General features: G+C 63.0%; 18 protein-coding genes and 1 tRNA gene. 6 read left to right on the forward strand and 13 right to left on the reverse strand.

The window, feature by feature from the left end; translation table 11 throughout:
* Positions 1-2: 2 nt before the first annotated feature.
* Positions 3-845 carry a YkgJ family cysteine cluster protein gene (locus ACOOHB_RS10355; RefSeq protein ID WP_420444769.1) on the reverse strand — a complete coding sequence of 281 codons (843 nt, stop codon included), beginning with the start codon at positions 843-845 and terminating at the stop codon, positions 3-5.
* A 135-nt stretch (positions 846-980) separates the two neighbouring features.
* Here ACOOHB_RS10355 and ACOOHB_RS10360 point away from each other — a divergent pair, with 135 nt between their 5' ends.
* From ACOOHB_RS10360 to ACOOHB_RS10375, 4 genes are all read left to right on the forward strand, one after another.
* A complete protein-coding gene (locus ACOOHB_RS10360) occupies positions 981-1898 on the forward strand; it encodes a phosphoribosylformylglycinamidine cyclo-ligase (protein WP_420444770.1) in 918 nt (305 codons plus the stop codon).
* 91 nt (positions 1899-1989) lie between these two features.
* On the forward strand, positions 1990-2400 hold the full coding sequence (locus ACOOHB_RS10365) for a GFA family protein (RefSeq protein ID WP_420444771.1): 411 nt from the start codon (positions 1990-1992) through the stop codon (positions 2398-2400).
* A 48-nt stretch (positions 2401-2448) separates the two neighbouring features.
* A complete protein-coding gene (locus ACOOHB_RS10370) occupies positions 2449-2673 on the forward strand; it encodes a hypothetical protein (protein WP_420444772.1) in 225 nt (74 codons plus the stop codon).
* Positions 2639-2974, forward strand: a complete 336-nt coding sequence (locus tag ACOOHB_RS10375) for a GNAT family N-acetyltransferase (protein WP_420444773.1) — start codon at positions 2639-2641, stop codon at positions 2972-2974. Before ACOOHB_RS10370 ends, ACOOHB_RS10375 begins: the two co-directional genes overlap by 35 nt.
* On the opposite strand, the gene ACOOHB_RS10380 is transcribed toward ACOOHB_RS10375, so the two are convergent.
* The 7 genes from ACOOHB_RS10380 to ACOOHB_RS10410 all read right to left on the reverse strand — a co-directional run bounded on the left by ACOOHB_RS10380 (position 2948) and on the right by ACOOHB_RS10410 (position 10046).
* Positions 2948-3412 (reverse strand): IS5 family transposase, encoded by a 465-nt coding sequence (locus tag ACOOHB_RS10380; RefSeq protein ID WP_420446895.1) that lies wholly within the window; start codon positions 3410-3412, stop codon positions 2948-2950. The genes ACOOHB_RS10375 and ACOOHB_RS10380 overlap by 27 nt on opposite strands.
* Before the next feature lie 72 nt (positions 3413-3484).
* Positions 3485-3715 carry a transposase gene (locus tag ACOOHB_RS10385; protein ID WP_420444774.1) on the reverse strand — a complete coding sequence of 77 codons (231 nt, stop codon included), beginning with the start codon at positions 3713-3715 and terminating at the stop codon, positions 3485-3487.
* Positions 3716-3795: 80 nt separating this feature from the next.
* Positions 3796-4935 carry a xanthine dehydrogenase family protein molybdopterin-binding subunit gene (locus ACOOHB_RS10390; protein WP_420444775.1) on the reverse strand — a complete coding sequence of 380 codons (1140 nt, stop codon included), beginning with the start codon at positions 4933-4935 and terminating at the stop codon, positions 3796-3798.
* A complete protein-coding gene (locus ACOOHB_RS10395) occupies positions 4932-6479 on the reverse strand; it encodes an FAD binding domain-containing protein (protein WP_420444630.1) in 1548 nt (515 codons plus the stop codon). The genes ACOOHB_RS10390 and ACOOHB_RS10395 overlap by 4 nt, the downstream gene beginning before the upstream one ends.
* Before the next feature lie 49 nt (positions 6480-6528).
* Positions 6529-8088: a class I adenylate-forming enzyme family protein gene (locus ACOOHB_RS10400; protein WP_420444776.1), complete on the reverse strand. Its 1560-nt coding sequence runs from the start codon at positions 8086-8088 to the stop codon at positions 6529-6531.
* A 133-nt stretch (positions 8089-8221) separates the two neighbouring features.
* A tRNA-Glu gene (locus ACOOHB_RS10405) sits at positions 8222-8294 on the reverse strand.
* 108 nt (positions 8295-8402) lie between these two features.
* Positions 8403-10046 (reverse strand): DUF3179 domain-containing (seleno)protein, encoded by a 1644-nt coding sequence (locus ACOOHB_RS10410; protein WP_420444777.1) that lies wholly within the window; start codon positions 10044-10046, stop codon positions 8403-8405.
* Between the two features lie 124 nt (positions 10047-10170).
* Here ACOOHB_RS10410 and ACOOHB_RS10415 point away from each other — a divergent pair, with 124 nt between their 5' ends.
* Entirely contained in the window at positions 10171-11037 is an 867-nt protein-coding gene (locus ACOOHB_RS10415) for a polysaccharide deacetylase family protein (protein WP_420444778.1), read from the forward strand.
* A 19-nt stretch (positions 11038-11056) separates the two neighbouring features.
* Here the strand turns inward: ACOOHB_RS10415 and ACOOHB_RS10420 are convergent, their stop codons facing one another.
* A complete protein-coding gene (locus ACOOHB_RS10420) occupies positions 11057-12199 on the reverse strand; it encodes an acyl-CoA dehydrogenase family protein (RefSeq protein WP_420444779.1) in 1143 nt (380 codons plus the stop codon).
* Between the two features lie 84 nt (positions 12200-12283).
* On the opposite strand from ACOOHB_RS10420, the gene ACOOHB_RS10425 reads away from it, so the two are divergent.
* Entirely contained in the window at positions 12284-13465 is a 1182-nt protein-coding gene (locus ACOOHB_RS10425) for a nitroreductase family protein (protein ID WP_420444780.1), read from the forward strand.
* Between the two features lie 45 nt (positions 13466-13510).
* On the opposite strand, the gene ACOOHB_RS10430 is transcribed toward ACOOHB_RS10425, so the two are convergent.
* The 4 genes from ACOOHB_RS10430 to ACOOHB_RS10445 form a co-directional block, all read right to left on the reverse strand.
* Positions 13511-13801 (reverse strand): hypothetical protein, encoded by a 291-nt coding sequence (locus ACOOHB_RS10430; protein ID WP_420444781.1) that lies wholly within the window; start codon positions 13799-13801, stop codon positions 13511-13513.
* 82 nt (positions 13802-13883) lie between these two features.
* Positions 13884-14198, reverse strand: a complete 315-nt coding sequence (locus ACOOHB_RS10435) for a type II toxin-antitoxin system PemK/MazF family toxin (protein WP_420444782.1) — start codon at positions 14196-14198, stop codon at positions 13884-13886.
* Positions 14195-14449, reverse strand: a complete 255-nt coding sequence (locus ACOOHB_RS10440; protein ID WP_420444783.1) for a hypothetical protein — start codon at positions 14447-14449, stop codon at positions 14195-14197. Before ACOOHB_RS10440 ends, ACOOHB_RS10435 begins: the two co-directional genes overlap by 4 nt.
* Positions 14450-14695: 246 nt before the next feature.
* Positions 14696-16420, reverse strand: coding sequence for an ABC transporter substrate-binding protein (locus ACOOHB_RS10445; RefSeq protein ID WP_420444784.1), 1725 nt, complete (start codon positions 16418-16420; stop codon positions 14696-14698).
* Positions 16421-16497: the final 77 nt, after the last annotated feature.

Here is a 16497-nt window from a genome sequence, read left to right on the forward strand (position 1 = left end):
TCTCAACTGCTCGCATCAAAAAGCCGCTCACCGTTCCGCCAACGCAGGGTTGCGTCCGGCAGGTCGAGCGCGCGGAGTAAGGCCGCGTTGAGTTCATACGCTTCGCCATCAAGCTCGGCGTGCTGCGTGGCGTCACTCAGACCGTTCAACACCGCATTTCCCATAACAAAAGCGAAGGTATCAACCGGCACTTTCGTTGTGGTCTCACCCTGTCCATAAGCCTGTTCGCACGCTTCAAGGCGAACGGAGTTCCAGCCTCGACACTTAAACGGGCGCGCTTCGTACGCCATGCATGTATTGTCCTGTAATAATGCACAGGGGAGCGGCGGCTGAGCTTGCGAGCCGGCAGTAGGCCGGTCATGCCGAGCTTTCAAGCGTCTACACACAGCCTCTAATTCATCAGCCGAACAGTTGGCTCTCAACCAGTCCGCCAGATAGACCACCTCGGCGGCGCTGGCTAATACAACGGGCAAATAACAACAAAAGGCGCAGCCCGCTTGGCAGGCCCGCCGGTCGCGGTCGGGCGATTGGGCGATCCGGTCGTCCGCCCAGGCGTGCGCAGAGTTCACCAGGAGTGCTACGGACACCGCGTCGTCGGCACTATTCAGAGCAGCGAGCGCCTCATGATACTGCGCAGCGTAGGCAATCAACTCTTCGCCGCCGGCCGGCGGCAGTCCGTGTTCGAGAAGTTGCCCGACAAACTGTTGCACTTCCTGAGGCGAGGCCGCCTGCTGGAGTTGATTCTTGATCTGGGCAATATCCAACCGTGGAGCGGAGGTCTTCTCTTCTCCGACCGGATTCTTCTTTGTGTCTTTGGCTTGTCGTCGGCGTTCGGCGCGATTCATGCAGTCTCCTACAGGCCTCTTGTCTTCTCGCCACCGTGATCTGTCGAAAATTGACTTATCCGGCTTCATCATAGCGTACTTATGATATATGAGGAGCCATCCAGGGAAAGAAGGACTTCTTACATAGGATGAAATGTGAAATACCGTGTCAACGTTGACTTGGCGAACCAAACAAAAGCGGAGTTCTCTGAGGTCATTGATGGTAAAGACGTGCGTCTGCTCAACACAGTTGGCGCCTTTTCCTCTTTGTTTTTACTGGACCTCAGCACCTACACCAATCCCGTCCTTGTGCTGAAAACAGAAGAGCCCGGTAGTAAACAGGTCCTCGCATTTGTGCATAATCGCGTGGAGTCTGTCTGCCATGACATGATTAACCACCTCATCAATGACTGCATTGTCATGGGTGCGGAGCCGCTCGCCGTTCAAGACCTGATTGTATGTGGCAAACTCGACGGAGCTACAGCCAAGCGTATTGTTGCCGCCTGTGCTGCTGCCTGCGAAGCGCAAGGTTGCGTACTGACAGGTGGGGAAACGTCAGAACAGCCGGGGATATTGGACGCAGACAAGTATATTCTCGGATCGAATATTGTTGGTATTGTCGAACGGGATCAGATTATTGACGGCTCTCACATGACTGTTGGTGACGTCGTTGTTGCCGTTCAATCGTCCGGTCCGCATACCAATGGCTATACCCTTATCCGGGATCTGATAGCCCAAAATCCTGAGCTCCTGACTCAACGGAGAGGAGGAATACAAGAGAATCTTAATCGCATCCTGCCGTCCGACTGTGACGCAGCAATTGATCTCTCCACCTATCAAGTCAATCCGGTATTTGGTGTGCTCAAACAGCACGGAGCGGTCCCTGATGAACATATGCTTCGGACGTTTAACCTGGGAGTGGGGATCGCTGTCGTGTGTCAGCAATCCCACGTCGCCGAGGTCGTAGCGCATATCCAGGGTTACGGCGAGTATTCCTACCTTATTGGAGAGATCGTTCCAGGCCATGGCCAGGTCGTGTGTACGGGAGAGCTGCGGTATAGCACGTGGGACTGATGCCCTCGGCTGACACCCATATCCATATCGATCTGCTGAAAAGTAAGTTACAAGGCTTGAGGTTCGTAGTAGATATTTAAGGAGAGATGCTGTGAACGATACGTTTCAGGGCGGCTGTTACTGTGGCGATGTCCGGTTTGAAGTCTCAGACATTTTTGATGCGGGGTATTGTCATTGCTCGGTGTGTCGCCGGCTTAGCGGGGCACCGGCCATCGTTTGGGCGAGCGCCCCTACTCGCTCCTTTCGTCTTACTCAGGGCTCACCGTCAATGTTTCGTTCATCTGAGAACTGGGAGCGCTATTTCTGTTCAACCTGTGGCTGTGGCCTGTTCGGTCGTTATAGCCTGGCTCCAACGGGCCAACAGGACTTCGTCTCTTTTAACCCTTATATTCTTGACAATTCTGAGGCCGTTCGACCAACAGTCCACATTTGGTACGACTCCAAGGCCTCGTATTTTGACGTAACAGATGACTTACCGCATTTCCCCGAAGGAACACGATAAGCCATCCCAGCAAACGTCCGTCGTGGCGTGCTCCGTGACGATGTACAAGTGAAACAGACCGACCCTGGCGACATTATTCGCCTCGCGACGAATCGCGATCTGCCCCTCTTCAGGGAAATGTTATTCGAGGCGGCATATTGGAATCCTCATCGCGAGCGCCCGACTCTGGAAGCAGGCTTTGCCCCACCAGAGTTAGCAAAGCTCCTGCACAACTGGGGGCGCAAGGGGGATACTGCTATTGTCACCGTCAACAGGGCAAAAGGAATCTATTAGAGCGGTCTGGTATCGGCTCTGGACCCCGGAAGACCACTCGTATGAATTTGTTGATGGTGAAACGCCAGAGCTTGGGGTCGGAGTTTGCCCAGAGCAACGGGGTCGGGGGATTGGCACAAGGCTGTTGAAAGCCTTGCTTAAAGAAGCCCAACGCCAGCAGCTTCAGCACGTAAGTCTGAGTATGGAGTTTGAAAACCCAGCCCTACGCCTGTACGAGCGTTTGAGTTTTCAAAAAATTGGTATTGTCGACACAGCTTGGACCATGGTCGTTGACCTAGGTTGTGTACTCATAAGTCCGTAGCCACAGGCGGACGGTAGCGAGTTTAATGAACGCCAAGAAGTTGGAGGCGGTTTTTTCATAGCGAGTGGCGATCCGGCGATAGTGTTTGAGTTTGTTGAAGAACCGCTCAATGAGGTTGCGCTGTTTGTACAGGACGGGGTCGAAGGGCGGGCGCTGGCGCCGATGGGCCTTGGGCGGGATATTGGCGGTTGCCCCCGCCTTGGCAATCTGGGCTCTGACCGCATTACTATCGTCAGCCTTGTCGGCCAACACCGTACAGCCCGCGCCGAGGAGACTGAGCAGTTCCGCCGCGGCCTGCACGTCGTGCGTTTGCCCAGGCGACAATACAAACGCCAGGGCACGGCCGCGCCCATCCACGTGGGCGTTGATCTTGGTCGTTAGTCCGCCGCGCCCTCGGCCCATACACCGCTCTCCCGTGTTTTTTTGAAGTGGTGGCATGTTGATGGACTCGTATGATCGAACTGTCAATCATTTGCACCTCGCCCGCCAAGGTTTCGGCCACGGCTGCCATCAGCCGATCCCACACGCCCGCCTTACGCCAGGGATTGAACCGGTTGTAGCAAGTGGTGTACGGCCCGTAGCGGGGGGCAGGTCCCGCCACGGCGCCCCCGTGCGCAATACCCAGAAAATCCCGCTCAAAACCCGCCGGTCATCCACCTGCGGGACGCCGCGCGGCTTGTGCGGCAACACCGGCGCAATCACCCTCCATTCCTCCTCCGTTAGATCGTAGCGCCCGCGCATCAGCTACCTCCCTTCGGCCAGACGCTTGAATCATACTCCCGCCCCGATAGGTAGCCCGTTTATGAGTACACGCCCTAGGGTCAGGACTCATAAACGGGGTTTTCTTGGCCAGGATTGGGCAGCTCGTAGGGCCCGCCGAGGCCCAGATGCAGGTTCCCCATCACCTTGTTCGAGGTGTAGTTGTATGCGCCCGCGTCCAGCCACGCTTCGGCCTGTGCGGCGGTGATCTTGCCGTTGCGGTCGGCACCCCAGCGAGCCCAGATGCGCCCCCGGTGACGCTTGTGGTGACCGACGATGGACTCCTCACGCGACCACTGCATCGCCACGGGCCGATCGATGCCGCGCTCTGCCAGCCGGTAGGCGGCCAGCGCCAGGATGATCTGCAGCGACATGTCCTCGCGCCCGCCGAACGCACCGCCGATGGCGGGATAACGCACCCGGATACGGTCTTCGGGCAGGTCGAGCGCGTGCGCGATCTGCCCACGATCCTCGTGTGCCCACTGGCCCGCAATCTCGACGCACACAGTTCCATCGGCGTCGACCCACGAGGTTCCCGCTTCTGGCTGCAGAAACGCGTGCTCCTGGTAGGGCACCTCGTAGGTGGCCTCCACGACCACCTCGGCAGCTTCGAAACCGGCGTCGAGATCGCCCTTGCGGGTACGCATCGACTCGTAGGAGTTGGAGCCGATGCCGTCATAGGCGTGCACGAGCGGTGCACCAGCCCCCAGCGCTGCTTCCAGATCGGCCACGACCGGGAGCGGTTCCCACTCGATGTCGATTGCAGCTGCGGCGGCACGAGCCTGGGCGAGGCTCTCGGCGATGATGAGCGCCAGGTGATCGGCTTCCCAGCGGGACACATCGCAGGGCACCGGGCTGTTCCCGTTGTGATCGAGCCCGACGAAGACCGGCTGATCGAACTTGGTCAGTCCGTACTCGTTGCGGGGCACGTCAGCGGAGCCGAGCACCGCAACGACGCCTGAGGAACGCTCGGCAGGACCAAGGTCGAGGTGACGGAGGCGGGCGTGAGGCTGATCTGTGAAGACGACAAAGGCCCACAGCGCATCTGCACCGATGCGGTCGGCGGGATAGGTGGCGAGGCCAGAAACCTTGGCGGGGCCGTCGGCGCGCGGCGGCGAATGGCCCAGGCCGCCCGCCGTAGGCGTCGCCATCTCGAGTTCGATGGCCGCGCCGGGCCTACCGGGGGCGGCGCCGTCGGTCATGACGCAGCCCCCGTGTCGGCTGCTTCTTCGACTGCATCTGTGTCGACCGAGGCGGCTTGCACCGCCCCTGTGTCGACCGAGGCGGCTTGCACCGCCCCTGTGTCGACCGAGGCGGCTTGCACCGCCTCGATGATCGAGCAGTAGCCGGTGCAGCGGCAGAGGTTGCCTGACAATCCGATGGTGATCTGCTCGGAGGTGGGCTCTGAGATCTCGTCGAGCAGTGCCACGGCGCTCATCACGAAGCCGGGAGTGCAGAACCCGCACTGTGCGCCGCCGGTGTCCACCATTGCCTGCTGGAACGGATGCAGTCCGCCTGCGGGCGCTGCCACTCCTTCGACGGTGGTGATGGTCGCCCCGTCGGCTCGGCCAGCGGGCACCAGACACGAGAACACCGCGGCACCGTCGAGGTGCACCGTGCATGCGCCGCACTCCCCCTCGGCGCAGCCCTCCTTGGTGCCGGTGAGCCCGAGATCGTCGCGCAGCCAGTCCATCAGCGTCTTCCCCGAAGCGTTTGCTGCGCTGCGCCGCTCCCCGTTCACGGTCGCCGTGACAACGTCGTCGGGCCCGTCGAGCGCCGTCGACGCTGACGCAGCGCGTTCGGGGGCAGCCGCCGAAACCAACCGCGGCGGCTCATGCGGCCACCTATCGGCCGCTGTGCCGCTGGCCAGCGCGGCAATGGCGCGGTCCATCACAACACCGACGGCGTGCGACCGGTATTCGGCACTGCCGCGGATGTCGTCGATGGGCGTCGCCGCCCGGCGTGCTGCGGTGACGATGTCGCCCGCGGCTTCGGTCAATTCGCGACCTCGCGCCAGTTCGGTGGCCTCGGGCACCGTGATGATCGTGGGCGCAACGCTGCCGAGTGCGACAACAAGATCAGCCACCCTGCCGCCCTCGGTATCTGCCACCACGGCGGCGTGTACCACCGAGATGGCCTGCGCCCGGCGCAGACCCAGCTTCACGAACACGCCCAGCCGGTTCACACCGTCGGTGGCATCGAACCTGACTGCGGTGACGATCTCGTCGGATTCGAGGACGGTCTGGCGGAAGCCGGTGAAGAACTCGGTGATGGGGACCGTGCGCTCGCCCCTTGCTGACGACACAGTGACGTCGGCGCCGAGCGCCACAAGCGCGGAGATGGTGTCGTTTGCGGGGCTGGCCGTGACGATGTTTCCCACCACGGTCGCCCGGTTACGCAGCGGTGGTGACCCAACCTCCAGGCACGCTTGGGCCAGCGGCAGCCCCGCGGTGAGCATTGGCACCGAGGCAATGACGTCGGCATGGGTGACCAGAGGTCCCAACGAGACTTTGCCGCCGTCGTAGGAGATCTGGTCGAGGCCCGGCAAACCGGAGATGTCAATGAGCAGCTCCACGCCCGAACGGGCCCCGCGACTCAGTTCCAGCATCAGGTCGGTGCCGCCGGCGATCAGCCGCGCCGCGGCGCCGTGTGCCGACAGCAAGTCGGCCGCCTCGGAAAGCGAGCCGGGTGCGACAAATCGGGGCGGCAGCGGGAATGCCTGCTGGACGGGATGAAGCTGGAACATGCCGCATACAAGGGTGTCAGATGCGCCGCTCGCAGGCGACCCCCTGGCCCTAACCGCCAATTGCGGCCGCGAGTTCGTGCCGTTGCACCTTGCCGAGCGCGTTTCGGGGCAGCGCCGCGATCCGATGCGTGCGGCGGGGCCGCTTGTAGTAGGCGAGGCGTTCGCCCACGAAGTCTTTCAGCTCGTCGTCGCCGAAGTCCCGCTCGGCGACCACATACGCCACCACCACCTCGCCCCATTCAGGATCGGGCTCGCCCGCAACGGCGCACTCAAGAACATCGGGATGGGAGGTGACGACCTCTTCCACTTCACGGGGATACACGTTGAAGCCGCCGCAGATGATGAGCTCCTTGGCCCGCCCGACGATCTGGAGATAGCCGTCATCCCACTCGCCCAGATCGCCGGTACGGAACCAGCCGTCGGCGAAGGACGCCGCGTTCTCGTCGGGCCGTTCCCAGTAGCCCGAGAACACGTTGGGACCCCGCACCAAGATCTCGGCCGCATCATCGACAGCCCCGTCGTCGTCCCGGGGGACGGCATCCAGACGTACTTCCACGCCCGGCAGCGGAAAGCCCACGGTGCCGGCTCGTCGCGGCTCGTCGTACGGATTCGACACCAGCATCACCGTCTCGGTCATGCCGTATCGCTCGATGACCTGCTGCCCGCTTGCCTCCCGTACGGCGTCGTGTAGCTCCACGGGCATCGGCGCAGACCCTGAGACGCACAATCGCAGCGCCGACAACTCGCCGGCGCGTGGCGATGCCACCAATCGGGAATACATCGTGGGGACGCCGAAGAACATCGTGGCTCGGTGCTCAGCAATCGCATCGAAGACGGCGTCGGGGTCGAACGTCGGCTGCAACACGGCCTGCGCGCCCACGGTGAGCGTGCCGTGCAGCCCGACGCCGAGGCCATGCATGTGAAACAGCGGCAGCGCCAGCACGAGCACGTCATCGGGCGTCCAGCGCCACGCCAACTCCAGCGCCCGCACCGACGCCAGCAGGTTCCGGTGGCTCAGCACCGCACCCTTGGCACGTCCTGTCGTGCCAGAGGTGTACCCGATGAGTGCAGGTTCGTCGGGCCGGCGCTCAAGCGCCCGAACTCGCATATCGAGGCCGCTCGCCGGGTCCCAGACGCGCCTGCGATATGGGTCCGTTACACCGAAGTCCCCGAACCGAGCGCGCGTCAACCGCTCCGCTCGCGAAGCCCGCCCGCCAGAGAGCTCCGCCGCATCGAAGTCGCCGACCTGCACCGTTGCATCGGCGTCTGCGATCCACTGGCGCCACTCGCCAGGGTTGCCGACGCCCTCAACCAATGCCGCTTTGGGACGACAATCAGCTACCACGTCGCGAACTTCATCGGCACGGTAGGCGCCGTTCAGCGGCACCACCACTGCGCCTCTCGACAACAGCGCCGTGTGCGCCGCAACCAAGCGGGATGAGCTCGGTCCGCTCATCAGCACGCGGTCGCCGGCGACGATGCCCGCACTTGACAAGTGTTGGGCAACATCTCGGGCGCGATCAATGAGCTGAGCGCCGGTCACCCAGCCATCGTGCGAATCCCACACCACCGTGCGCTGCGGATCGGACGACCATCGGTCCAGCCACACCGCAGGCAGGGTCCCGCCCGCAGTGAGATCTACGTCGGCAGCACTGCGTCCGGGCGGCAGATGCCTAGACCACTGAGACGCGTGCCCGTTGGGTTCTTGACGAAGGCGCCGCCCGGATTGAGCCGACATGGAGCACCCCCAACGGGATTCGAACCCGTGCCGCCACCTTGAGAGGGTGGTGTCCTTGGCCGCTAGACGATGGGGGCTGGTTGAGACGCGAGGCGCCAGCATAGCCACCGGCCTGCACGGCTCAGCCTGCACCGAAGCGGTGCTCCGCTGGGGCGCGCGAGCCCCCAAATGAGCTCTGCTGATCCCTAGTTCTCGTCGACTGGCGGCCAGATCTCGGTGTCAGGATGCAAGCCGTACCAGGCGAACCAGAACGACTGTGACGACACGATGCGCGGCAGCCTGATGTCGACACGGTTGCGTCCGTCGAGACCGTTGACGAGCAACTGGTCGTGCAGCACACCTTGGGGAGCCACTTCGACTGGGGCTCGGTGTCGCCACGCTGGGGCCGGTACTCCTTCAACGTCGGTTGCGCTGTAGACCCTGGCCCCACCCTGGTTCGGCACGATCACCAGGGGCTCCGTTCCAAGCACATAGACGAACGGGTCCTCAGCCTCGAGCGCGGTCAACTCCAGCGCCAATGAGTTGCCAGCGCGTTCGATCGTGACCACCTCGTCCTTGAGTGCGAAAACCGCGGGCGTCTCTAACGTCGGGAACCAGAGGTCTTCGCTGGCGTAGTACGTGCGGTAGGCCGCGCCCGGCGTGTAGTCGTAGGTGATCGGCGGACGCTCGGGCAGCTCGGGGAAGTACGTCGGCGGCGGTGTGTCGAGCGTGAACGTATCGGCGTGATCGGCGAGCCAGTCCTCCCAGCGCACGGTGGCGACCGGGTACTGGTCCAGTTTCGTGCCTGCCAGCGGGCCGGCGAACGCGGTGCCCGAGAGGTGGTTCCACAGGCTCTCGGTCTCGTTGTCGATCATGATCTTGTTCGAGTCCATCAGCAGGCCCGATGTCTGGAACGTGAGCTCGTCACCGTTCGGGAGCCGTCGGTCGAACATGAGCGCTGTCAAGCACAGCGTGCAGTAGCCGAGCGCCACCGGCACGCCGCCAACGACGTCGTTCAGCAGCTCATGGCGCGCCAGGAACCGCACCGGGTAGGCGCCGGCCTCGCCGCCGATCACCACGCCGAGCACCAGTTCTTCGGGCGTCATGAAGTCGGCCTCGGCAGGTGTCAGCCGCTCGGGGTTGTTCAGCTCCGGTATGCCGCCACGACCTACACCGCCCCACTGGATGGCGCCCAGCTTCACGCGGTCGGTGACCTGCGCCAACAAGTCTTCGTACTGGTACCCGACGTACGCATACAGCACCCGTTTCCAGATCTCGTAGCCCTCACCTGGATCGATGCCATTCGTGCGATACCACGAGCCGTACCTGACGTAGTCGGAGCTGAAGTCCTGGGTGCTCTCGATGCCAGTGAGCGTCTGAAGCGCCCGCATCGACGCGAGCGTGACGTCCTGCGTGCCACCGAAGCGCATGACGTCCAGGATCCACGGCACCCAGCGCTGTTCGCCGCTCAGGCCCATCTCTCCAGCGATATTCGCTGCAAACGCCGTGTTCGGCAGCTCCAGGAACTCGTCGACCTTCTCGAGCAGAGTCAGCTCGAGAAACGGCCGTCCATCCTCGGTGCCGGGGAAGAACGGCTCTGTCGTCGACGTCGGCGCTGTGTCAGTGGGCGCAGTGTCAGTGGGCACTGTGTCAGTGGGCACTGTGTCAGAGAGCGCAGCCTCCATTGGCGCAGCCTCGACGTTCTCTGAGTCGTCGACTACCTCGCCGTCGGACGGGGACAGCGTGGAGGTGGACTCGGCGACCGATGCGCCGTCGGGGTCCCCCTGCGAAGTCGAGCACGCAGCGACGAGCACGCTCACGGCCACAGCCGCGCAGATCAGCCTTCGCATACGGCTGCCGAGCCTATGGCAGGGCTTCGCTGCGTCACTGTCGGGCCTGTTGGACTAGAACGACGCTTGGGATGGGCTGCCGCGGCTGCGGCACACCGAAGGGGGAAGCGACATGGACAACGGGATGAGCGCCGACGCAATACCGGACAACCCGGCGGGCTATGTGTGCCTGACGTTCGATTTCGACGGACCGTCGCTGTGGATAGCCCGTCGCCAGACCACGCCGAACCCCATCTCGCGGGGCGAATTCGGAGCGATCGCCGTGCCCCGGATCCTGAAGCTGCTGTCCCGCCACGAGATTCCGTGCACGTTCTTCATTCCCGGCCATTCCATCGACACCTACCCCGACGCCGCCAGGATGGTCGTCGACGCCGGCTGCGAGGTGGGACTGCACGGCTACGCCCACGAGTACAACCCCCGGCTCAGCGAGGAAGAGGAACGCGCCATTCTCGAGAGGACGTTCGCGCAGATCGAAACCCTCACCGGTGCTCCACCGAAGGGCTACCGGGCCCCGTCAGGCGACATCAATCCGTGGACGATCGGCCTGCTCACCGAATACGGCCTCAGCTACGACTCGTCGCTCATGGGCCATGACTACGCGCCCTATTGGCTGCGCAGCGGTGACCAGTTCCCGACCGATGGGCCCATGGAGTTCGGCGAGCAGGTTGACCTCGTCGAACTGCCGTTCAGCTGGCATCTCGACGACTACGTCCATCTGGAGTTCGTCACCTTCAAGAACACGATCCTGACCGGGCTCGAGAACCCCGGCACGATGTTCGACACGTTCTTGTCAGATGTGAAGTGGATGGTGAACGAAGTCGAACACGGCGTGTGCACGGTCACGTTCCACCCCCAAGCCATCGGCCGAGGCGGACGTCTGTACGAGATGGAGCGCTGGATCGAACAGATGACCGATCTCGGCGTGAGCTACACCCGCATGTGCGATGTCGCGGAGTCCTGGCGGGCCGGCCGCCAACTCGGCATCGAGTAGCCGGAACTGTCGCAGCGGCCTACCAGTCGGTGCCATCGAGCATGCGGCTGATCAGCACCTTCTGAACCTCAGAGGTGCCTTCGTAGATCTGGTACACCCTCACGTCGCGGTAGATCTTCTCGACCGGGTAGTCGGCCAAGTACCCGTAGCCGCCATGGATCTGGATGGCCTTCGAGGCCACCCGTTCGGCCATCTCCGACGCGAACAGCTTGGCCATAGAGGCCTCCCGGGCGCAGTCGAGACCCTGGTCGCGCATCTGGGCTGCGTGCAGGTACAGCTGCCGGGCAGCCTCGATCTGGGTCGCCATCTCGGCCAGGGTGAATGAGATGGCCTGGTGCTCAATGATGGGACGTCCGAAGGTTTCGCGTTCCAGGGCGTACTCGTAAGCGGCCCGCAGCGCGGCCCGCGCGCCGCCGGTGGCTTGCGCAGCCACGCCGATGCGACCCAGCGAGAGGTTTCCCAGCGCGATGCCGAGGCCGCGACCGGGCTCGCCGAGCACGTCTGCGGCCGGCACCCGCATGTTCTCGAAGACCACTTGGCAGGTGTCATTGGTGCGGTGACCGAGCTTGGTCTCGGTGGCGATCACCTGGTAGCCGGGATTGTCGGTCGGGGTGACGAACGTCGTGATGCCCCGTTTGCCGGCAGCCGGGTCGGTCACTGCCACAATCATCGCCAGATCAGCCGTGGAACCCGCTGTGATGAAGGCCTTGTGGCCGTTCAGCACGTACTCGTCGCCGTCTGGGGTGGCCCGCGTCCGGATCGCCGCTGCGTCTGATCCGGTGTGCGGCTCGGTGAGGTGAAAGCAGCCCAGCCATTCCCCACTGGTGAGCTTGGTGAGGTAGTCACGCCGCTGCTGGTCCGTGCCGACCTGCTCGATTGCTACCGCAACGGGGGAATTGTTCGCCGCCATCATGTTGCTGATCCCGCCGTCAGCAGCAGAGATCTCCTCGATGGCCAGCGCATACGACACGAAATCGGCGCCGGCGCCGCCCCAGCACGGGTCGATCATCACGCCCATCAGGCCGACCTCTGCCATCTGCCGGTACAGCTCCCGAGGCGCTCCCCCGTCGCGATCCCACGCTGCGGCGAAGGGGGCGATCTCGCGCTGGGCGAAGCTCCGCGCGACGTCGCGAATCTGCTGCTGCTCGTCAGTCAACTGCACTGCGCCCTCCCCGAAGCGGGCTCCCCGTGGCGGGGTGCATCGTGGTCAAGGCACCGCTGGCCCACCGCGACCTAACGTACCGCCATGCCGAATCTCGATTTAGACCGACGCATCTCAGAGGCTGGATTTGATCTCGATCAGGTGGACCGTCTGCTCACGACCACGCGGGCCGTGCGCAAGCGGCTCGACTTTGACCGCTGGGTCAGCGACGAAATCATCTTCGAGTGCATCGATCTCGCCGAACAAGCGCCCACTGGCGGCAACGATGCGAGCCGCCGCTGGATCGTGATCCGGGACCAGGAGCTCAAGAACCAGCTCGGGGAGCTGTACGCAGAAGTCGGCACCATCTTCATCAACGCCCGCGGGCGTCTCGACGGCACAGGTCACCCCAAGGAGCACATCGTCAGCTCCAGCGCCTACCTCGTCGAGAACTATGCGAAGGCGCCGGCGCTGGTCATGCTTGCGATCTGGGGCATCCACGACGACAGCGGCCGGCCGGGACTGTTCGACAGTGCCATCCCTTCTGCATGGAGCTTCAATCTGGCCCTGCGCTCCCGAGGCCTCGGGAGCGCCTACGCCACAATGCTCAACAACAAGTCCGAGGAGGTAGCCGAGCTGCTGGGCATGCCGCCGGGCCTGACCACGCTCGTGTGCTTCCCGGTGGCCTACACCAAGGGCACCGAGTTCTCGCCAGCGCCACGGCGACCGGCGAGCGAGACCACCTACTTCGACCAGTGGGGCTTCACTCGCCGCCAGCCCAGTGCCGATGGCACTGCGCGGGTCGCCGACGGCCAGGGCGTCGTCACCGAGATCGACACCGATGCCCGACCCCGAGCGGTGTGGGAGGTTATCTCCGACATCAATATGCCGGCGCAGTTCTCCGAGGAGTTCCTGGGTGCCGAGTGGACTTCCGACCCTCCGCTGGGCGTCGGATCCACCTTCAAGGGCCGCAACTCCATTCCGGATGTGTTCGACTGGGAGACCGACTGCATCGTTACTGCGTGGGAGGAGCGCACAACGTTCGAGTGGCGGGTGACCGACACCGAGAATCCCGGTGCGGTGTGGCGTTTCGACCTCGCCGAGCAGGGCGGGGGCAGCAGGCTTCGGTTCTCGATGCTGATCGGCCAGGAGAACAACGGCACCGTGCCGATGGCGCTGCGTGATCCTGCCAAGGAACAACGAGTGCTGAACCGGCGCCGGGAAACCCTTCGAGCCAACATGCAGCGCGTCGTCGAAGGCGCCAAAGCCATCGTTGACGGCGACTGACGCATCGGCTTCGGAACCACAACATCCTTCACCGCTACCTAACCTTCATTCCTCGCCACGTCGTCGCGCAAACAGTTCCCAGATTAGGCCGACCGTCAGCAAACTTGCGCATAGAATCACGGCCAATGCACCGTCGCTAAATCCAATCTGCTCAGCCAGCGTCCCCTTGGCACGCAGCCAAACAAACACAATCAACGCACCGCCTGCTGGTGACGCGTACCACACAACCCGACGATTTACCTTGCTCTTTTTTTTCGATCCCGTATCCCTGACCGAGAGCTTGGTGCGACGGCGAATTTCATTCATGCCGCATCGCTCTGCCTCCGGTTGGTCCAAGTCGAAACGTTACCGCCCGACAGGGGCAACACTTCCGGGAGAAGCGCGGCAACCCAGATCCGCTTGACGTCCAATGCGACGGTCAACAATCGACTGCGTGTCGTAACGCTGTGCAGGCCTCGACAAGCCGATACTCACCGAGTCTGCAGATCCTGTCGACGAGGCAAGCCTTCGGCACGACCGTCAGATTGTCGAAGCTCGCTGCGCACTCTGTCGGCATGCCGTCGGAGGGGCCGAGCGGGAGTTCTGTCGGAATACGGCGGACAGTGCGAGTCACCGGTGCAGCAAGGACACTGTTCAACACCTCTACGGCCGCGGAGCGTGTCAAGACGAGGTACGGACGTCTGCCGACAGCCTCGATTTCGCCCCACCAGATCTCGCCCCGCTGTGGAGTCACCAGGGTTCCTCGAGAATTGAGGCCATCAGGGCAGCTCGGGCTGCATGATCCTCAGCGTCGGTCGGAGGGCACCGCCGGTATCCCTCCACTATCGATCGGTCCACCTGGCGACGGCGTTCGAGCACCGTTATCGCCTCCACACCGGCGCGCACTGCGGCCGCGCGGCTCGTGAACGCACCGCTGTCGACGAGTTGGTCCAGTTCATCCAACAGCGTTGTCGACAGTCGCACTGCGATTTGCTCTGTAGCCATACTTGTATTCTATTTCGATATTCATCTTGACATGCACAATGACATGCTCTGCACGCCACCGGCATCTGCGCGGCGCGACCGCATCGTGACGGTTGGAACTCGGCCGATCAAGCACGACGGTGCGCCAGCACACCGCGCACAGACGCGAGAGGGCCGGCGGGCTGATGCCCGCCGGCCCTCTGCGTTGACCGTTCGGTCAGCTAGGGATTCAGATGCAGCCGCATCTAGTCCCCCAGCGACAGTTGCCTATCGGCAACCGCCATCGTCCTTGTCCCAAGCGCAGTTCGTGGACTTGCCATTGACGTCCACGACTTCACCGACCTGGTTCCAAGTCTGCACGGTGGCGTCGAACTGGCTGAAGTCCGAACCCTCGACGAAGTACGCATCAGCGTTGCCGTTGAGCTGGGTGACGATGCCGTCGAGAAGCATCGGGTGGTAGACGTCGATCGAACGCACCGCCAGGATGAAGTTCGTTCGGTTCAGACCGCCCGGAAGATCAGCCGCAATGCGCAGCGCCTCGCCGTACGGATAGCCGTAGGTATAACCGATGGCGTACAGCGACACCGCCGGGTCCAAGCCACCCGCCTCGAGGTTGGCGTTCACGAACGACATGAACGGCTCATCGACGAACTTCGGATCGGTGGAGTCCTTCGACCCGCCGCCGATGATCCACCAGTTATCGGCGGAATCACCAGCCGGCTTCATGTAGGCCTCGATGCCCTTGCACACCGACGGCGTGAACAGCGCGCCGCCCTTGGCGTTGATGTCGTCGTACAGGCCGCTCTGACCGGCTTCCTGGATGGCCAGCAAGCACGGGTTGCCCGCTGTCATCGAAATGAACACATCAGGCTCGAACGCCAAGATGGTCGTCATCTCGTTGGTCAGCGTCGGCGCAGCCGGGTCGTGACGCACCGGCAGGTACTCGCTCACCACATCGGAGTTGGCGTGCGCCCACTCCTCGAAGCCGAGCTCGTAGGCCAAACCGAAGTCGTTGTCCATCACGAGGCCCGCAACCTTCACCGGCAGCAGATCCCCCAGGTTCTCCTTGATCCAAGCGCCCCACAGGATCGACTCGGTCGAGTACGACATCTGCATGATGGTGGTCCACGGGTGGTTGACCGGGTCGCCCCAAGCCGGGTGGCCGGTCATCACGAACGGGTGCGGGATGCACTCCTCGTTGATCTTGTCGTACACCGCCAAGGTGTTCGGCGAGCCCAGCGTCAGGATCGAGAACACGTTCTCCGCCTCGATCAGCTCATCCACGAACTCGATCGTCTGCGCGGCCACGTAGGCGTCGTCCTTGACGATCAGCGTCAGGTCACGTGCCGAGCCGCCGACCATGATCGGGTCGTTCTCGTTGATCCAGTTGAAGTAGTTCTCCCAGCCGTGGGCGATGTTGCCGTACGCAGCGAGGTTGCCCGACTGAGCCGTGGTATGACCGATGCGGACCTGAGAATCGGTGATGCCCGTGGTGTCCGACCAGTCGTCGGGGCACGAGCTCATATCGATCTCGAAGTCTGCAGGGCCGCGCAGGATGCCGTCGTCGCCGACGCCGTACTCACCGGCCTCGATCTTCTCGGTCAGCGTTGCAACAGCCTTGGCGCGGCGAGCAGCGGCCTCGTCGAAGATGCCTTCGAGGGTGGAGCGATCAAACATCATCTCCTCCTCGGCCATCTCCTCTTCGGCCATCTCCTCTTCGGTCATCTCCTCTTCTTCGGTCTCGCCGGCAACAGCCGCCTCGATGTCCTCCTCGGCAGCGGCGCCGCCGAGAGCACCAGTGGCACCCTCGTCTTCGTCCTCTTCCATCTCCTCTTCCATCGCCTCGTCTTCGCTTGCCGCGGCGGTGGTTTCGGTCTCTGTCTCGCCGGCTCCGCCATCATCCGCGTCGTCATCGCCGCCGCCGCACGCAGCAGCGACAAGCGAGAACGCGAATAGCAGGGCCAGCAAACGCCACATTCGACGCTTGGTCATCTTGTTTCCCCCTTCGGTTACAAAAAACAAACCGGAAACGGAATCGTACAGAAACCCCAACCGGTTAGAGAGCGACG

Origin of the sequence: Candidatus Poriferisodalis sp. (assembly GCF_965215815.1) — a bacterium.
GTDB lineage: Bacteria > Actinomycetota > Acidimicrobiia > Acidimicrobiales > Poriferisodalaceae > Poriferisodalis.

What these genes read in the sequence shown, in the direction of transcription:
- ACOOHB_RS10440 (WP_420444783.1), bottom strand. Translation starts at nt 14,449, where the DNA reads ATGGCTACAGAGCAAATCGCAGTGCGACTGTCGACAACGCTGTTGGAT.
- ACOOHB_RS10385 (WP_420444774.1), bottom strand. Translation starts at nt 3,715, where the DNA reads ATGCGCGGGCGCTACGATCTAACGGAGGAGGAATGGAGGGTGATTGCG.
- ACOOHB_RS10415 (WP_420444778.1), top strand. Translation starts at nt 10,171, where the DNA reads ATGAGCGCCGACGCAATACCGGACAACCCGGCGGGCTATGTGTGCCTG.
- ACOOHB_RS10380 (WP_420446895.1), bottom strand. Translation starts at nt 3,412, where the DNA reads ATGCCACCACTTCAAAAAAACACGGGAGAGCGGTGTATGGGCCGAGGG.
- ACOOHB_RS10355 (WP_420444769.1), bottom strand. Translation starts at nt 845, where the DNA reads ATGAATCGCGCCGAACGCCGACGACAAGCCAAAGACACAAAGAAGAAT.
- ACOOHB_RS10425 (WP_420444780.1), top strand. Translation starts at nt 12,284, where the DNA reads ATGCCGAATCTCGATTTAGACCGACGCATCTCAGAGGCTGGATTTGAT.
- ACOOHB_RS10390 (WP_420444775.1), bottom strand. Translation starts at nt 4,935, where the DNA reads ATGACCGACGGCGCCGCCCCCGGTAGGCCCGGCGCGGCCATCGAACTC.
- ACOOHB_RS10445 (WP_420444784.1), bottom strand. Translation starts at nt 16,420, where the DNA reads ATGACCAAGCGTCGAATGTGGCGTTTGCTGGCCCTGCTATTCGCGTTC.
- ACOOHB_RS10410 (WP_420444777.1), bottom strand. Translation starts at nt 10,046, where the DNA reads ATGCGAAGGCTGATCTGCGCGGCTGTGGCCGTGAGCGTGCTCGTCGCT.
- ACOOHB_RS10395 (WP_420444630.1), bottom strand. Translation starts at nt 6,479, where the DNA reads ATGTTCCAGCTTCATCCCGTCCAGCAGGCATTCCCGCTGCCGCCCCGA.